This window comes from Streptomyces sp. NPDC018947 (genome assembly GCF_044390505.1).
Taxonomy (GTDB): domain Bacteria; phylum Actinomycetota; class Actinomycetes; order Streptomycetales; family Streptomycetaceae; genus Streptomyces.
On the sequence record NZ_JBIRZD010000007.1, the window covers coordinates 203,124 to 218,940 of the forward strand.

The 15,817-nt window shown below is 72.0% G+C and carries 14 protein-coding genes; 6 read left to right on the forward strand and 8 right to left on the reverse strand.

Annotated features, from left to right (window positions below):
* Positions 1 to 14: 14 nt before the first annotated feature.
* The 6 genes from ACH499_RS15910 to ACH499_RS15935 form a co-directional block, all read right to left on the reverse strand.
* On the reverse strand, positions 15 to 1,355 hold the full coding sequence (locus tag ACH499_RS15910; RefSeq protein ID WP_399016269.1) for an Nramp family divalent metal transporter: 1,341 nt from the start codon (positions 1,353 to 1,355) through the stop codon (positions 15 to 17).
* A gap of 67 nt (positions 1,356 to 1,422) precedes the next feature.
* The gene (locus ACH499_RS15915) at positions 1,423 to 2,142 is read right to left on the reverse strand and encodes a hypothetical protein (protein ID WP_399016270.1); all 720 of its coding nucleotides are present in this window, start codon (positions 2,140 to 2,142) and stop codon (positions 1,423 to 1,425) included.
* 199 nt (positions 2,143 to 2,341) lie between these two features.
* Positions 2,342 to 3,820, reverse strand: a complete 1,479-nt coding sequence (locus tag ACH499_RS15920) for a GntP family permease (protein ID WP_399016272.1) — start codon at positions 3,818 to 3,820, stop codon at positions 2,342 to 2,344.
* Between the two features lie 110 nt (positions 3,821 to 3,930).
* On the reverse strand, positions 3,931 to 4,341 hold the full coding sequence (locus ACH499_RS15925; RefSeq protein WP_399016274.1) for a RidA family protein: 411 nt from the start codon (positions 4,339 to 4,341) through the stop codon (positions 3,931 to 3,933).
* Positions 4,338 to 5,123 carry an IclR family transcriptional regulator gene (locus ACH499_RS15930; RefSeq protein ID WP_399016276.1) on the reverse strand — a complete coding sequence of 262 codons (786 nt, stop codon included), beginning with the start codon at positions 5,121 to 5,123 and terminating at the stop codon, positions 4,338 to 4,340. The genes ACH499_RS15925 and ACH499_RS15930 overlap by 4 nt, the downstream gene beginning before the upstream one ends.
* On the reverse strand, positions 5,120 to 6,157 hold the full coding sequence (locus ACH499_RS15935) for a sugar kinase (RefSeq protein ID WP_399016278.1): 1,038 nt from the start codon (positions 6,155 to 6,157) through the stop codon (positions 5,120 to 5,122). The genes ACH499_RS15930 and ACH499_RS15935 overlap by 4 nt, the downstream gene beginning before the upstream one ends.
* Before the next feature lie 134 nt (positions 6,158 to 6,291).
* On the opposite strand from ACH499_RS15935, the gene ACH499_RS15940 reads away from it, so the two are divergent.
* Both ACH499_RS15940 and ACH499_RS15945 read left to right on the forward strand, forming a co-directional pair.
* The gene (locus ACH499_RS15940) at positions 6,292 to 7,581 is read left to right on the forward strand and encodes an amino acid deaminase (RefSeq protein WP_399016281.1); all 1,290 of its coding nucleotides are present in this window, start codon (positions 6,292 to 6,294) and stop codon (positions 7,579 to 7,581) included.
* 73 nt (positions 7,582 to 7,654) lie between these two features.
* The gene (locus ACH499_RS15945) at positions 7,655 to 9,265 is read left to right on the forward strand and encodes a D-aminoacylase (RefSeq protein ID WP_356199830.1); all 1,611 of its coding nucleotides are present in this window, start codon (positions 7,655 to 7,657) and stop codon (positions 9,263 to 9,265) included.
* A gap of 53 nt (positions 9,266 to 9,318) precedes the next feature.
* Here ACH499_RS15945 and ACH499_RS15950 read toward each other — a convergent pair whose 3' ends face one another.
* Positions 9,319 to 9,951 (reverse strand): hypothetical protein, encoded by a 633-nt coding sequence (locus tag ACH499_RS15950; RefSeq protein WP_399016284.1) that lies wholly within the window; start codon positions 9,949 to 9,951, stop codon positions 9,319 to 9,321.
* A gap of 126 nt (positions 9,952 to 10,077) precedes the next feature.
* Between ACH499_RS15950 and ACH499_RS15955 the strand changes: the two genes are divergently transcribed.
* Both ACH499_RS15955 and ACH499_RS15960 read left to right on the forward strand, forming a co-directional pair.
* Complete coding sequence (locus tag ACH499_RS15955) at positions 10,078 to 11,289, forward strand: pyridoxal phosphate-dependent aminotransferase (RefSeq protein ID WP_399016286.1); 1,212 nt, start codon at positions 10,078 to 10,080, stop codon at positions 11,287 to 11,289.
* A gap of 97 nt (positions 11,290 to 11,386) precedes the next feature.
* Positions 11,387 to 11,809 (forward strand): hypothetical protein, encoded by a 423-nt coding sequence (locus tag ACH499_RS15960; protein ID WP_399016289.1) that lies wholly within the window; start codon positions 11,387 to 11,389, stop codon positions 11,807 to 11,809.
* Between the two features lie 279 nt (positions 11,810 to 12,088).
* Here the strand turns inward: ACH499_RS15960 and ACH499_RS15965 are convergent, their stop codons facing one another.
* Positions 12,089 to 13,912 (reverse strand): phosphoenolpyruvate carboxykinase (GTP), encoded by a 1,824-nt coding sequence (locus ACH499_RS15965; protein ID WP_356199837.1) that lies wholly within the window; start codon positions 13,910 to 13,912, stop codon positions 12,089 to 12,091.
* 380 nt (positions 13,913 to 14,292) lie between these two features.
* On the opposite strand from ACH499_RS15965, the gene ACH499_RS15970 reads away from it, so the two are divergent.
* Positions 14,293 to 15,006, forward strand: a complete 714-nt coding sequence (locus ACH499_RS15970) for a hemolysin III family protein (protein ID WP_356199839.1) — start codon at positions 14,293 to 14,295, stop codon at positions 15,004 to 15,006.
* Between the two features lie 164 nt (positions 15,007 to 15,170).
* Complete coding sequence (locus tag ACH499_RS15975; protein ID WP_399016293.1) at positions 15,171 to 15,812, forward strand: TetR/AcrR family transcriptional regulator; 642 nt, start codon at positions 15,171 to 15,173, stop codon at positions 15,810 to 15,812.
* Positions 15,813 to 15,817: the final 5 nt, after the last annotated feature.

The window sequence follows — 15,817 nt, forward strand, 5'->3', positions numbered from 1 at the left end:
GCCGCCCGGCGGGGTCAGAAGAACTCCGACCACGGCTGGTCCCAGATCTGCTTGACGCACAGCACCAGGAACAGCAGTCCGGCGACGGCGAGCATGCCGTTGCTCAGCGCGCCGTTGCGCCATTCGCGGGGAGTGCGGGCGGAGTTGAGGAGCCAGATCAGGGTGAGGGCGAGGAAGGGCATGAACGCGGCGCCCAGCACGCCGTAGATGATGATCAGGCGGAAGGGCTGGCCCTGGAAGAGCAGGACGATGGGCGGGAAGGTCAGCCAGAGCAGGTAGGCGCGGAAGGCCCAGGAGCGTTCCCGGCGGCCCGACGCCAGTTCGTCGGCCCGCGCCTCCCGCTCGCCGCGCTGCCGGGCCAGGAAGTCCGCGAACATCAGGCTGACGCCGTGCCAGACGCCGATCAGCGAGGTGAAGGAGGTGGCGAAGAAACCGATCAGGAAGAGCTTGCCGGTGACGGCGCCGTACTGGTCCTCCAGGACGTCACCGAGCTGGATCAGCCCCTTGTCGCCGCCGGCGATGGCGATGTTCGCCGAGTGCAGCAGCTCGGCGCCGACGAACAGCATGGCGATGACGAAGATGCCGGTGGTGGCGTAGGCGACCCGGTTGTCGAGCCGCATGACCTTCATCCAGCCGGTGTTCGTCCAGCCCTTGGCGTTGACCCAGTAGCCGTAGGCGGCCAGCGTGATGGTGCCGCCGACGCCGCCGATCAGGCCGAGCGTGTTGAGGACCGAGTCCTTCTCGTCGGGCAGGACGGGGAGCAGGCCGGCGAAGGCGTCGCCGAGGTGGGGCGTGACCCTGACCGCCAGGTAGACCGTCACCACGAACATGACGCCGACCAGGACCGTCATGACCTTCTCGAAGACGGCGTACTTGTTGAACCAGACGAAGACCAGACCGGCCAGGCCGCATGCCACGCCCCACCATTCGAGGTCCATCACGTCCGGGAACAGGGCCTGGAGCGGCAGGGCGCTGGACGACATCGCCGCCGCGCCGTAGACGAAGCCCCAGATCACGGCGTAGACCGCGAAGAACCAGGTCGTCCAGCGGCCGAGGCTCGCCCAGCCGTCGAACAGCGTGCGGCCGGTGGTAAGATGCCACCGGCCGCACGCCTCGGCGAGGGAGATCTTCACCAGGCAGCCGATGACCGCCGCCCACAGCAGCGTGTAGCCGAAGTTGCTGCCCGCGATGAGCGTGGCCACGAGGTCGCCGGCGCCCACACCGGTCGCGGCGACGACGATGCCGGGGCCGATGTACCGCCAACTGGACTTACGGGGCGCCGCTTCGGCCCCGGTCCCGGCTCCGGCTCCGCGTGGTGCACCGGTGTCCCTGGTGTTGCCCGTGGTGTCCGCCATGCCGGTCAAGAAAGCCCAAAGCCGCCGGGGCGGCAAGAGGGCGTGCCGGGATCTTCACGCGATGTGCTTACTCGGCGGCGGCCGCGGCCTTGCGCTCCTCGCCGTCGGCGTCCGCGCCGGGCTTGGCGCCGTCAGCCGCGCCGTCCTCCGGCTCGCCCTTCGCGCCGGACTTCGCGCCGGACTTGGCGTCGTCGTCCTGCGCGCCGGGCTTCGCCTCGGGCCCCGCGTCGGACTCGGCCTCGGGCTCCGCGTCGGACTCGGCCTCGGGCTCCGCTTCGCCGTCCTCGAAGTAGGCGTCCAGGACCTCGTCCAGGGCCGTCTCCCAGTCCTTGAAGCGACCGCGGGACGTCGCCTCGATCTCGATGGGGTACCAGCGCCGGTCCGGGGTGTGCACCGTGACGGTGAACCGCTTCCCGAAGCGCGCCGTCTCCGTCTCCACCGCCCCGATCTCGTCCCAGCGGAACTCGCACTCCTGGTCGTCCAGGGCCAGGCGTACGCCCCTGTGGTCGGCGACGATGCGGGCGCGGCGGTCGGCCGCCTCGAAGACCGGGCCGTCGGGCACCTCCTCGGCGTCCGGCTCCGCGCCGTCGTCGGGCTCCTCGGCACCGGAGTCCTCCGCGGCGGCCGGGGCGTCGGCGGGCTCGCCGGCCGCGGGCTCCTCCTCCACCTCCCCCGGCTTCGCGTCCTCCGGCTCGCCGGACACGGGCGCGGTGAGCCCGGGGATGAAGGCCGGGTCGAAACCGGCGCCTTCCAGGGGCTTGCTGCTCGTACCTATGCGCTGCTCCACGGCGGAAGTATGGACGACATTCCTGTGCCGGGAACAGCCAGCCCGCCGGTCCCGCGTGTTCTCGCACGTCACCGCCGTCCGCCGGCCCGGCACGTCGTCACGCGTGTCCAGGAGGACGATCCGCCGCGTCCTGCCGCCGATCGCCCCGTTACGGGGGCGCCCGGACCCGGTCTCACCAACCGGGCCCGGGCGTACGGGACTAGACGAACAGGCTGAGCACCGCCGCGACCGCGAAACCGCCGAGCGAGAGCACGCTCTCCAGCACGGTCCACGTCTTGAGGGTGTCCCGTTCGCTGATGCCGAAGTACTTCGCCACCATCCAGAAGCCGCCGTCGTTGACGTGCGAGGCGAAGATCGAGCCGGCCGAGATGGCCATGATGACCAGGGCGACGAAGGCCTGGGAGTGGTCGCCCCCGGCGAGCAGCGGCGCCACGATGCCGGCCGTCGTCACGATGGCGACCGTCGCCGAGCCCTGGGCGACCCTCAGCACGAGGGAGATCAGGTAGGACAGGACGATCACGGGCAGGCCGACGTCGTGGAAGGTGTCCGAGAGGGCCTGGGCGACGCCGCTGGCCTTGAGGACGGCGCCGAAGACACCGCCCGCGCCGACCACCAGCAGGATGTTGCCGACGGGCTTGAGCGAGGACGTGGAGACGGTCTCCAGGGACTTGCGGGACCAGCCGCGCCGGATGCCGAGGAGGTAGTAGGCGAGGAACAGGGCGATGGTCAGGGCCACGAAGGGGTTGCCGAAGAACTCGATCACCGAGCGGCCGGTGGACGGGTCCATGGCGATGGAGGAGAAGGTCGCGGCGAGGATGAGGACCAGCGGGGTGCCGATGATGCCGAGGACGGTACCGAGCGGCACCGGCGTCTCGCGCGGTGCGACACCGGCCTTGCGCTGTTCGTCGACGACGGCCTGCCGGGCCTCCTCGGCGGCCTCGACCATGTCCTGCGGCACGGGGACGAAGATGCGCCGTCCGACCCAGGCGGAGTAGGCCCAGGCGGCGAGGACTGCCGGAACGCCGCAGACGACGCCCATGAGGATCACCCAGCCGAGGTCCACGTGCAGCAGTCCGGCGGCGGCCACCGGGCCGGGGTGCGGCGGCAGGAAGGCGTGGGTCATGGACAGGCCGGCGAGCAGGGGCAGGCAGTAGAGCAGGATCGACTTGCCGGAGCGCTTGGCGGCGGCGTAGACGATCGGCGCGAGGACGAAGATGCCGACGTCGAAGAAGACCGGGATGCCGAAGATCAGGCCGGTCAGGCCCATGGCGAGCGGGGCGCGCTTCTCGCCGAAGAGGCCCAGCAGCCGGGAGGCCAGCACCTCCGCGCCGCCGCTCACCTCGAGGATCGCGCCGAGCATGGTGCCCAGGCCGATGATGATGGCGACGTGGCCGAGGATGCCGCCCATGCCGGACTCGATGGTGGAGACGGCGTCGGACCTCTGGACGGTGCCGAAGAGTTCGGTGACCGACAGGCCGGCGAGCAGGCCGACGGCTATGGAGACGGCGAGCAGCGCGACGAAGGGCTGGAGCCGGACCTTGATGATCAGGAAGAGCAGGAGCGCGATGCCGACCGCGGCGACGGTCAGCAGGCCCGCCGTGCCGTCGATCAGCGTGAGCAGCCCGCCGGTGTGCGGTGGGGTCTCGGACGCGGCGAGCGGGAGGGACAGGTGGGACATTCGGGGGTCCTCTGCGTAAGCACATGGGTCTTTCGGGCAGGGGGGATCGCGGCACGGCGCCCCGGGGGTGGTGGGCGCCGTGCCGTTCGCAGGCAGGCTTGGGGAGAAGGTCAGCCGAGGACGGCCAGCGCGTCGATCTCGATGAGGAGTCCGGCGGGCAGGCCGACGTAGACGGTCGTGCGCGCGGCGGGCGGCTGGGTGAGGCCCTGCTCCTCGAAGTACGCGTTGTAGATCTCGTTCATCTCGGCGAAGTGGTCCACGTCGGTGAGGTAGACGCGCAGCATCATCACGTCGTCCCAGGAGGCGCCGCCCTCCTCGAGGATCGCCTTGACGTTGGCGAAGGTCTGGAGGGTCTGCTCGCGCAGGGTCGGGCCGGCCGGGGTGGGGGCCTTGCCCTCCTCGTGGGGCAGGAAGCCGACCTGGCCGGCGACTTGGAGGATGTTGCCCTTCTTGACGCCGTGCGAGAACTTGGCCGGCGGGACGGTGTGGGTGGAGGGGGTGAGTGCGGTCTTGTCGGTCATCGCGTGTCCTTCTCGGGGTGGTGCTCGGGGTGCTGCACGGGGGTCCTGCCGGAGTACTCGCCGCTGATGGCGTCCGCCGTACGGCGCACCAGCGGGAGCAGGGTGAGGAGTTCGTCGGCGGTGACGACGACGTTCGGCGCGGAGACCGACATGGCGGCGACCACCCGGCCGTCGGCGCCCCGGATGGGCGCGGCGACGCAGTTGATGGACTCCTCGTGGCCGCCGAGGTCGGTGGCCCAGCCCTGTTCGCGCACCGTGGCCAGTTCCTTGAGGAAGGCGTCGGCGTTCGGTGTCGAACGGGCCGTGTAGAGGGGGAAGTCGAGCTTCTCCGCGACGGCGCGGCGCTCGTGCTCGGGAAGGTCGGCGAGCAGCAGCTTGGCGACCGCCGCGACGGTGATGGCGACGGGCTTGCCGATGCGGGAGTACATCCGCACCGGGTAGCGGCTCTCGACCTTGTCGATGTAGAGGACCTCGTTCTCCTCGTGGACGGCGAGGTGGACGGTGTGTCCGCACTGCTCGTTGAGGCGTACGAGGTGGGGGTGGGCGATCTCGCGGACGTCCAGGTTCTCCATCGCCTCCTGGGCGAGGGCGATGAGCCGGGCGCCGAGGCGGTAGCGCTGGTCGGACTGGCGGTAGACGAAGCCGTGGTCGTGGAGGGTGCGCAGCAGGCGCAGGGCCGTGGACTTGTGGACGCCGAGACACTCGGCGACCCGTCCCAGGTCGGCGGGTCCCTCGGCGAGCAGCGGCAGGATGCTGAGCGCGCGGTCGACGGTCTGGCTCATGGTGTGCGTACCTCCTCGTCGGCCCCTTCGTCGGCCTGTGTCCAGCCGGGGCCGAGTCGCAGTCTCCCCCACGCGTCGTCGTCGAGGGCGGCCAGCCGGTCGGCGCGGTCGCGTGCGGGGGGCGCGGCGAGGTCGCCGGGGGCGGTGAGGGCGGCGGCGGCCATGAGGTGGCCGTGGCGCAGGCGGGCGCGCAGGGACAGCCCGCGCAGGGTGGCGGAGAGGAACCCGGCGGCGAAGGCGTCGCCCGCGCCGACGGCGGCGACGACGTCGACGGTGAGGGCGGGGACGAAGGCGGCGTGGGGGCCGTGGAAGGCGGTGGCACCGGTCCCGCCCTGCTTGACGACGAGCACGTCGGGCTCGGGCAGGGCGGCGCGCACGGCCTCGGGGCCGCCGAGCCCCCAGGCCTCGTCCTCGCCGACGAACACGATGTCGGCGCCGCGGGCCAGCTCCAGCAGGACCCCCAGGCCGTCGCGGTCGCGCCACAGGCCCGGGCGGTGGTTGACGTCGAAGGAGACCACGGGCCGGCCGGGGCGGCGGGCGGTCAGCAGCCGCATCAGTTCCAGGCAGCCGTCGGAGAGCGCGGCGGTGATGCCGGACAGGTGGAGGACGCGTCCGGCGTGGACGGCGTCGAGGTCCATGTTCTCGGCCGACATGGCGCTGGCCGCCGAGCCGGCCCGGTAGTACGCCACCTCGTGGGCGTCGGTGGCGCGGTCCTGGGCGGTGCGGAAGTAGACGCCGGTCGGGCGGGCGGCGTCGCGGCGGACGGCGGAGACGTCGACCCCGTAGGCGCCGATCGCCTCGACCAGGTGGTCGCCGAAGCCGTCGGCGCCGACCCGGCCCACCCAGCGCGCGGTGTGCCCGGCGGCGGCGAGGACGCAGGCCACGTTGGACTCGGCGCCGCCGATGGCGCGGTCGAAGGAGGGGACGTCGGCCAGGCGGCCCGGGCGGGTGGGCAGGAAGGTGACCATGGACTCGCCGAGCGCGACGACGTCCACGACGCCGGGGGCGGTGCTGGTGGGTCCGTTGGCGGTCACGATGGTGGGGACTCCTTGCGCTGTCGCGGGCGGCTGCTCCGTTGACCCCGCGTTGGCCGAGATGTTAGACAGCCGTAAGCGATATACGCAACGGGCGTTGCAGATAATGCAATGCCCCAGTTCAGGGAGGCTCCATGGCCCTCGACACCGGCACCGAAGCCCTCGCCCGCCTGGCCGAGGAGCACATCGACCACCGTTTCAAGGGCCTGCCGCCGGACGCCGCCGGGCTGACCGTCGCCGAGCTGGCCGCCCAGCGCCGCAATCTGTTCACCGGCGGTTTCACCACGCCTGTGCTGGCTCTGTCCGCCGAGCGGCTGGAGCACAACCTGAAGCTCATGGAGACGTACACGGCCCGGCACGGCCTCGCCTTCGCGCCGCACGGCAAGACCTCCATGGCCCCCCAGCTCTTCCGCCGCCAGGTCGAGCACGGCGCCTGGGGCATCACGCTCGCGGTGCCGCACCAGGTACGGGTGGCCCGCGCCTTCGGCACCGCCCGGATCTTCCTGGCCAACGAGCTGGTCGACGCCGCCGCCCTGCGCTGGATCGCCGCCGAGCTGGACGCCGACCCGGACTTCCGTTTCGTCTGCTACGTCGACTCCGTGCGCGGCGCCGCGCTGATGGACGCGGCGCTGACCGGCGCGGGGGCCTCGCGCCCGGTGGACGTCGTCGTGGAACTCGCCGCAGGTGAGGGTGCCCGGACCGGCGTGCGCACCGAGGCGGAGTGCGCCGCGGTCGCCGACGCGGTGGCCGCCGCGCCTTCGCTGCGGCTCGCCGGTGTCGCCGGGTACGAGGGCGAGGTGCCCGGCGCCGACCCGGAGAAGGTGGAGGCCTGGCTGCGGCGGCTGGTCGCCCTGGCCGTGGACTTCGACAAGGCCGGACGGTTCGCGGGGCTGGAGGAGATCGTGCTGAGCGCGGGCGGCAGCGCCTGGTTCGACGCGGTGGCCGACGTGTTCGCCGCGGTCCCGGACCTCTCGGTGCCGGTGCTGAAGCTGCTGCGCTCGGGCGCGTACGTCTCCCACGACGACGGCCACTACCGCGAGCTGACCCCCTTCAACCGCGTTCCCGCCGAGGGCGCGCTGGAGCCCGCGTTCCGGCTGTGGAGCCAGGTCGTCTCCCGCCCCGCTCCCGGGCAGGCGTTCACCAACGCGGGCAAGCGGGACGCCGCCTACGACCTGCACCTGCCCTTCGCCCAGGTGGTCCGCCCCGCGGCCGGCGGCGCCGAGCGTCCCGCGACCGGCGTCACGGTGACGGCCCTGTCCGACCAGCACGCCTGGCTGCGCACCGCCCCGGAGGCGGAGCTGGAGGTCGGCGACTGGGTCGGCATGGGGCTGTCCCACCCCTGCACGTCCTTCGACAAGTGGCAGCTCATCCCGGTCGCGCAGGCGGACGGCACGGTCGTCGACTACGTCCGCACCTTCTTCTGACCTCGCCCTTCTCCCGCGGGCGCCCTCCGACCGTCCGCGCCGCGCTCCGTGCCCACTTGTGAAGGAGGAACCCGTGGAGGAACTGGTGTTCCGGGACGCCGAGGTCGTGGACGGCACCGGTGAACCCTCGTACCGCGCCGACGTGGTCGTCGACGGCGGACGCATCGTGTCGATCGTCAAGGAGGCGGCGGCCGCCGGGTGCCAGCGCCCCGCGGCCCGCCGCGAGGTGGACGCCGAGGGGCTCGCCCTGGCCCCCGGCTTCATCGACATGCACGCCCACAGCGACCTGGCGCTGCTGCGCGACCCCGACCACAGCGCGAAGGCCGCCCAGGGCGTCACCCTGGAGGTCGTCGGGCAGGACGGGCTCTCCTACGCGCCGGTCGACGACCGCACCCTCGGCGAGGTGCGCCGCGCCATCGCCGGGTGGAACGGCCCCGGCGACGACGTCGACTTCGACTGGCGGTCGGTCGGCGAGTACCTGGACCGCCTCGACGGGGGCATCGCCGTCAACGCCGCCTACCTCATCCCCCAGGGCACCGTCCGCGCCCTCGCGGTCGGCTGGGAGGACCGGGAGGCGACACCGGCCGAGCTGGAGCGGATGCGCCGGCTGGTCGCCGAGGGCATGGAGCAGGGCGCGGTCGGCATGTCGTCCGGGCTGACCTACACACCGGGCATGTACGCGGCGGACGCCGAACTGACCGAGCTGTGCCGGGTGGTGGCCGGGTACGGCGGCTACTACTGCCCGCACCACCGCTCGTACGGGGCCGGGGCGCTCGAGGCGTACCGGGAGATGGTGGCACTGACCCGGGAGGCCGGCTGCGCGCTGCACCTGGCGCACGCCACCATGAACTTCGGCGTGAACAAGGGCCGGGCGCCCGAGCTGCTGGCCCTGCTGGACGACGCGCTGGCCGCGGGCGCCGACATCACCCTGGACACCTACCCGTACACCCCCGGCAGCACGACCCTCGTGGCGCTGCTGCCGAGCTGGGCGAGCGAGGGCGGCCCCGAGGAGACGCTGCGGCGGCTCGCGGACGAGGAGAGCGCCGAGCGGATCCGCCACCACCTGGAGGTGACCGGCTCCGACGGCTGCCACGGCGTGCCCGTGGAGTGGGAGACGATCGAGATCTCCGGCGTGGGCGACCCGTCCCTGTCCGAGTACATCGGCCGTACGGTGCTGGAGTCGGCGCGGCTGCGCGGCGAGAGCCCGTGGACGGTCGCCCGGCGCCTGCTGCTCACCGACCGGCTGGCCCCTTCGATCCTCCAGCACGTCGGCCACGAGGAGAACGTCCGGGCGATCATGCGCCACCGCGTCCACACCGGCGGCTCGGACGGCATCCTCCAGGGCGCCAAGCCGCACCCGCGCGCCTACGGCACCTTCCCGCACTACCTGGGCCACTACGTGCGGGAGCTGGGTGTGCTGTCGCTGGAGGAGTGCGTGGCCCACCTCACCTCGCGCCCGGCGGCCCGGCTGCGGCTGCCCGACCGGGGCAGGGTCCGCGAGGGGTACCGGGCGGACCTGGTCCTGTTCGACCCGGCGACGGTCGCGGCCGGCTCCACCTTCGCCGCCCCGCGCACGCTGCCCACCGGCATCCCGTACGTCCTGGTCGACGGCCGGTTCGTCATCGAGGACGGGCGGCGCACGGACGTCCTGGCGGGGCGTGCGGTACGCCGCACGCCGGTGTGACCGGGCCGCGGCACCCGGGGGCCACCGTCACCCGGCCGGGCCTCGGGCGCCCGTCACCTGGGCCCCTTGCCGTTCTGCTGCCCCCGGCCCGGCCTCCCGTCGGAGTTGCCCGGGCCCTGGGACGGGGGCGTGACCGAGTCCGCCGGTGCCGTGGCCGCCGGTGACGGCGGCGAGGCCGGGGTGGCGCCGGACCGCTCCGGGGACGGGCTCCCCGAAGATCCCGGGCCCGGCGTGGTCGCACCCGTCCCTTCCCCGTCCGCCGGGGACCGCGCCGGGTCCGACCCGTCGGTCGCGCGCGGCCCGGTCGGTTCCCCGGTGTCCCCTACGGTCGGTCTCACCACGTCCTTCCCGTTCTCGGGCCCGCCCGTCCCCGAGAAGGAGAACCCGGCGATCAGGGCGGCCGCCGACACCGCGCCCACCGCGCCCACGGCGACGGCCGCCCGCCGCGAACGCCGGGGGGCACGCGGTTTGCGGCGGGCGCCGCGGGACGCGCCCCGGGGCCGGGCGTCGGACGGCTCCCGCACCGGGGGCAGCTCCTCCGTCCGGTCGTAGGCGTTCTGCCAGCCGTGTGCCGCCGCCGGGTCGCTGTAGTCGTCGTACGCCGGGGAGGGGGCGGACTGCGGGACGTACACCCTCGGGGGGTTCCCGTCGTTCGCCCTGTCGTCGTACTGAGGGGGCCTGGACATGGCCGTGCATTGTAAGGACGCGGGGGTCGGGCGGGACAGCCGTCGGCGATAACCACCCAAACCGACGCGTCTCACGTGGCGTACAACACGGCCCATGCGGCGCGACCGGGCCGTAAGCTCACGTACATGCAGGTGATCCAGTCGACCAAGCTCGCCAACGTCTGTTACGAGATCCGGGGCCCGGTGCTCGATGAGGCGATGCGGCTGGAAGCGGCCGGTCACCGCATCCTGAAGCTGAACACGGGCAACCCGGCCGCGTTCGGCTTCGAGTGCCCGCCCGAGATCCTGGAGGACATCCTCCGCAACGTCTCGACGGCGCACGGCTACGGCGACGCGAAGGGCCTGCTGGCCGCGCGCCGGGCGGTCGTCATGCACAACCAGACCCTCGGCATCGAGACGGACGTCGAGCACGTCTTCATCGGCAACGGCGTCTCCGAGCTGATCGTGATGGCGATGCAGGGGCTGCTCGACGACGGGGACGAGGTCCTCGTCCCGGCGCCCGACTACCCGCTGTGGACGGCCGCCGTCTCCCTGTCCGGCGGCACGGCGGTGCACTACCGCTGCGACGAGCAGTCCGACTGGATGCCGGACCTCGCGGACGTGGAGCGCAAGGTCACCGACCGCACCAAGGCCATCGTCGTCATCAACCCGAACAACCCGACGGGCGCGGTGTACGACAAGGAGGTGCTGCGCGGGCTCACCGACATCGCGCGCCGGCACAACCTGCTGGTCTGCTCGGACGAGATCTACGACAAGATCCTCTACGACGACGCGGTGCACACCCCGACGGCCGCGATCGCCCCGGATCTGCTCACGCTCACCTTCAACGGCATGTCGAAGGCGTACCGGGTGGCGGGCTACCGGGTCGGCTGGATGTCGGTCTCGGGGCCGCGCGCGCACGCCGAGTCGTACATCGAGGGCCTGACGGTCCTGGCGAACATGCGGCTGTGCGCCAACATGCCGGGCCAGCACGGTGTGGTCGCGGCGCTCAGCGGGCGGCAGACGATCAACGACCTGGTGCTGCCGGGCGGGCGGCTGCGCGAGCAGCGGGACGCCGCGCACGAGGCACTGACCAGCATTCCTGGCGTGACCTGCGTGAAGCCGAAGGGGGCGCTGTACCTCTTCCCGCGCCTCGACCCCAAGGTCTTCAAGATCAAGGACGACCGGCAGATGGTCCTGGACCTGCTGCGCCAGGAAAAGATCATGGTCGTCCAGGGCACGGGCTTCAACTGGCCCGACCCCGACCACTTCCGCGTGGTGACCCTGCCGACGGCCGGTGACCTGCGCGAGGCGGTGGGCCGGATCGGCACCTTCCTGGACGGCTACGGCCAGCCCTGACCCTGCGTGCGCGCCTGCCCCTCTTCCGTGACCGGCTTCAATTTTAGAATGATTCCAATGTAGGATGGCTTCCTGTAAGCGTTCAGGAGGCCGTCCCATGTACGAACCGATCCGCGGCAAGTCGGTCCACAGCACGGTGGCCGACAGCGCCTCTGACTTTCCCCACCGCTCCCGTGAGGAGGAGCTGGACATCCAGCTCGCGGGTCATCTCGCGGCCCTGCTCGCCGTCACGGACGAGCTGCGCGCGCAGGAGCCCTCCCAGGACCTGGACACCGCGGCCGACCGGCTCGCCGAGCAGGTCGCCCGGCTGCGCGGAGGGCACGCGCCGGTCCGCGTGCCGGCGACCGCCGCTGTGCCCGCATCCTGCCCGGGGGCACTGCACCGGCGCGCGCACACCCTGGCGGGCCGCGCCCTGGTCGTCGCCGCCTCCCGCGCCGACACGGCGTCCGCGATCCTGGCCGCCGAGCGCATGGACGCCCACCGCGCGTCCCTGGAACCCCGCGAACTCGCGTCCCGCTGAGCCCCGAGGGCTCCCAGAACGGCCCCGGTCCGCGCGCACCCGCAGCGACGCGCGGACCGGGCGCCACGCATCGCACACCGTGGCGCGCCGGACGTCGGCGTGGAACGTCAAAGGGCCGGGTCCGTCGCACGCCGTTGTGCGGGGACCCGGCCCGGGTGGGGACTCACGCGCTCCGGGACATCGAGCTACTGGAGCGCGAGGAGGCCCCTCGCGGCCGGCCTTCGTGACGACTTCGCAGGTCAGGGCTAGTCGGACCGGCCGCGGAACCTGAGCGGCGGATCAGCCGAGGCGCTCCACCAGGAGCCGGTGCTGGTCCCACAGCTCCTTCGGCGTGTGGTCGCCGAAGGTGTTGAGGTGCTCGGGGACGAGCGCCGCCTCCTCGCGCCAGACCTCCTTGTCGACGCTGAGCAGGAAGTCCAGGTCGGACTCGGGCAGGTCGAGGCCGTCGGTGTCGAGGGACTCCTTGGTCGGCAGGATGCCGATGGGGGTCTCGACGCCGTCCGCCTTGCCCTCCAGGCGCTCCACGATCCACTTCAGGACGCGGCTGTTCTCACCGAAGCCGGGCCAGACGAACCTGCCCTCGTCATCCTTGCGGAACCAGTTGACGTAGTAGATCTTGGGCAGCTTGGACTGGTCCTTGTCCTTCGCCACGTCGATCCAGTGGCCCATGTAGTCGCCCATGTTGTAGCCGCAGAACGGCAGCATGGCGAACGGGTCGCGGCGCAGCTCGCCGACCTTGCCCTCGGCGGCCGCGGTCTTCTCGGAGGCCACGTTGGCGCCGAGGAAGACGCCGTGGTTCCAGTCGAAGGACTCGGTGACCAGCGGGACGGCGGTGGCGCGGCGCCCGCCGAACAGGATCGCCGAGATCGGCACGCCCTTGGGGTCCTCCCACTCCGGCGCGATGATCGGGCACTGGGACGCCGGCGTGGTGAAGCGGGCGTTGGGGTGCGCGGCCGGGGTGCCCGACTCGGGCGTCCAGTCGTTGCCCTTCCAGTCGGTCAGGTGGGCCGGGACCTCCTCGGTCATGCCCTCCCACCACACGTCGCCGTCGTCGGTGAGGGCGACGTTGGTGAAGACGGAGTTGCCCCACAGGGTCTTCATCGCGTTGGCGTTGGTGTGCTCACCCGTGCCGGGCGCGACGCCGAAGAAGCCGGCCTCGGGGTTGATCGCGTACAGGCGGCCGTCCTCGCCGAAGCGCATCCAGGCGATGTCGTCGCCGATGGTCTCCACGGTCCAGCCGGAGATCGTGGGCTCCAGCATGGCGAGGTTGGTCTTGCCGCAGGCAGACGGGAAGGCGGCGGCGACGTACTTGGGCTCCCCGGTGGGCGGGGTCAGCTTCAGCACGAGCATGTGCTCGGCGAGCCAGCCCTCGTCGCGGGCCATCACGGAGGCGATGCGCAGCGCGTAGCACTTCTTGCCGAGCAGGGCGTTGCCGCCGTAGCCGGAGCCGTAGGACCAGATCTCGCGGTCCTCGGGGAAGTGCGAGATGTACTTGGTGGAGTTGCAGGGCCACGGCACGTCCTCCTGGCCCTCCTCCAGCGGGGCGCCGAGGGTGTGCACGGCCTTGACGAAGAAGCCCTCGTCGCCGAGCTCGTCCAGGACCGGCTGTCCCATGCGGGTCATGGTGCGCATGGAGACGGCGACGTACGCGGAGTCGGTGATCTCGACACCGAGCGCGGACAGCGGCGAGCCGAGGGGGCCCATGCAGAAGGGCACGACGTACATGGTCCGGCCGCGCATCGAGCCGCGGAACAGACCCTGCTCACCGGTGAAGATCTCCCGCATCTCGGCGGGGTCCTTCCAGTGGTTGGTCGGGCCGGCGTCCTTCTCCTCGGCGGAGCAGATGAAGGTCCGGTCCTCCACGCGGGCCACGTCGGAGGGGTCGGAGGCCGCGTAGTAGGAGTTGGGGCGCTTGACCGGATCCAGCTTGCGGAAGGTGCCCTTCGCCACGAGCTCCTCGCACAGTCGCTCGTACTCGGCCTCGGATCCGTCACACCAGACCACGTTGTCCGGCTGGGTGAGTTCGGCGATCTCGTTCACCCACGAGATCAGCTCCTGGTGCTGGGTGGGGACGACGGGGGGAGCCGCGTTGTCGCGCGCCACGATTGCTCCTAAATGAGGGTTTTGTGTTGGAGGCCCCGTGGGGGCTGCGACCCGGACGCGTCACGCGAGGAGCTCACGTTGCTCATCCGGTGCCGACCGCACTCATTTGATCATCCGACGAGAGTGCCCATCTGTCCAGAGGACCTCACACCTGAGCGGAGTGAGGATCGCCACGTACCTGTGGCACCCTCCGGGATTTTTTGCGTCCGCATGGACTTCGCCTGAAACATCCTTTACTCCGGCCCCCGCGGGGGAATCGGTGTGCGGATGACGCACACGGGAACGCGGAGCCGGGTACCCCCGTGAGACGATGACCACTCGACGCTCTTCATACGGTCGTACTGATACGTAACTTACGGTCCCGTAGGTACGATGCGTGCATGACAGCGTCCGCCTCCGACGCGCCCACGGACACGCCGGCCGCAGGCCGCGGTCCCGTCGCGCTCTCCCTGCCGCATCCGGTCAAGCCCAAGCTCCGCGGCTGGCTGCACCTGGGCATGTTCCCGGCCGCACTCGTCGCGGGCCTGGTGCTCACCGCCCTCGCCGACTCCCCGCGGGGACGCATCGCCTGCGGGATCTACGCGCTCACCGCCTGTCTGCTGTTCGGCGTCAGCGCGCTGTACCACCGGGGCAACTGGAGCCCGCGCATGGACGGCGTCCTGCGCCGGCTCGACCACGCCAACATCTTCCTGATCATCGCCGGCACCTACACCCCGCTGACGATGCTGCTGCTGCCGGGCGCCCAGGGGCAGTGGCTGCTGTGGGGCATCTGGGCCGCCGCCGCGGCCGGCATCGCCTTCCGCGTCCTGTGGGTCGGCGCCCCGCGCTGGCTCTACACCCCCTGCTACCTCGCCATGGGCTGGGCGGCCGTCTTCTACCTCCCCGAGTTCATGCGCGCCGGCGGCATCGCCGTCCTGGTCCTGGTGATCGTGGGCGGACTCCTCTACAGCGCGGGCGGCGTGATCTACGGCATCAAGCGCCCCAACCCGTCACCGCGCTGGTTCGGCTTCCACGAGGTCTTCCACTCCTTCACCCTGGCGGCCTTCATCGCGCACTACGTGGGCATCTCCCTGGTCGCCTACCAGCACGCGTAGCACCCGCCGCACCGCCCTCCCGCGCACGGCCACGGCTCCCCGGCCGTGGCCGTTCTCCGTGCGCCCGGTGGACAGCTCGGTCAGCCGACGGCCGCCCTTGCCCGCGGGCCACGCCCTACCGGTGGCCCACCGGCCGTGGCCGGGCTCCCGGAGGATGCCCGACAATGATCCGCATGACGGCCGCACGTTCCCCCCTCCCTCCCGCCGACCGCCCGCTCGGTCTGCGGGAGCGGAAGAAGATCAAGACCCGTGAGGCGATCCGCGCCGCGGCCTACGGGCTGATCCGGGAGCAGGGGTACGACGCGACGACGACCGAGCAGATCGCCGACCGCGCCGAGGTGTCGCCGTCCACCGTCTTCCGGTACTTCCCGACCAAGGAGGACATCGTCCTCACGGACGAGTACGACCCGATGCTGGCGGCGGAGCTGGCCCGGCGCCCCGCCGGCGAGCCGTGGCAGACCTCGCTGCGGCTCGTGCTGCGCAAGGCCATGGAACACGGCGTCGGTGAGGAGTACGAGCTGACCCGGCTGCGGACGCGGCTCCTGGCCGAGGTGCCCGCCGTGCGCTCGCGGATGCTGGAGAGCATGTCGGTCACCGGCCGGCTGATCGCCCGCGCCATCGCCGACCGCACCGGCCTCGACCCCGACTGCCTGGAGGTGCGGGTCATGTCGATGTCCCTGGTCGGCGGCCTGCTGGAGGTCTCGCAGTACTGGGCCGAGCACGGCCACGAGGACGACCTGGCCGACCTGGTCGACCGCGCCCTGGACGTGCTGGAGCACGGTCTGCCCGCCGTCGGAAAACCCTGAGGCCG

Coding starts and splice junctions, on each gene's coding strand:
- ACH499_RS15920 (WP_399016272.1), bottom strand. CDS start 3,820: ATGTCCCACCTGTCCCTCCCGCTCGCCGCGTCCGAGACCCCACCGCAC.
- ACH499_RS15910 (WP_399016269.1), bottom strand. CDS start 1,355: ATGGCGGACACCACGGGCAACACCAGGGACACCGGTGCACCACGCGGA.
- ACH499_RS15955 (WP_399016286.1), top strand. CDS start 10,078: ATGCAGGTGATCCAGTCGACCAAGCTCGCCAACGTCTGTTACGAGATC.
- ACH499_RS15950 (WP_399016284.1), bottom strand. CDS start 9,951: ATGTCCAGGCCCCCTCAGTACGACGACAGGGCGAACGACGGGAACCCC.
- ACH499_RS15930 (WP_399016276.1), bottom strand. CDS start 5,123: ATGAGCCAGACCGTCGACCGCGCGCTCAGCATCCTGCCGCTGCTCGCC.
- ACH499_RS15940 (WP_399016281.1), top strand. CDS start 6,292: ATGGCCCTCGACACCGGCACCGAAGCCCTCGCCCGCCTGGCCGAGGAG.
- ACH499_RS15975 (WP_399016293.1), top strand. CDS start 15,171: ATGATCCGCATGACGGCCGCACGTTCCCCCCTCCCTCCCGCCGACCGC.
- ACH499_RS15925 (WP_399016274.1), bottom strand. CDS start 4,341: ATGACCGACAAGACCGCACTCACCCCCTCCACCCACACCGTCCCGCCG.
- ACH499_RS15960 (WP_399016289.1), top strand. CDS start 11,387: ATGTACGAACCGATCCGCGGCAAGTCGGTCCACAGCACGGTGGCCGAC.
- ACH499_RS15970 (WP_356199839.1), top strand. CDS start 14,293: ATGACAGCGTCCGCCTCCGACGCGCCCACGGACACGCCGGCCGCAGGC.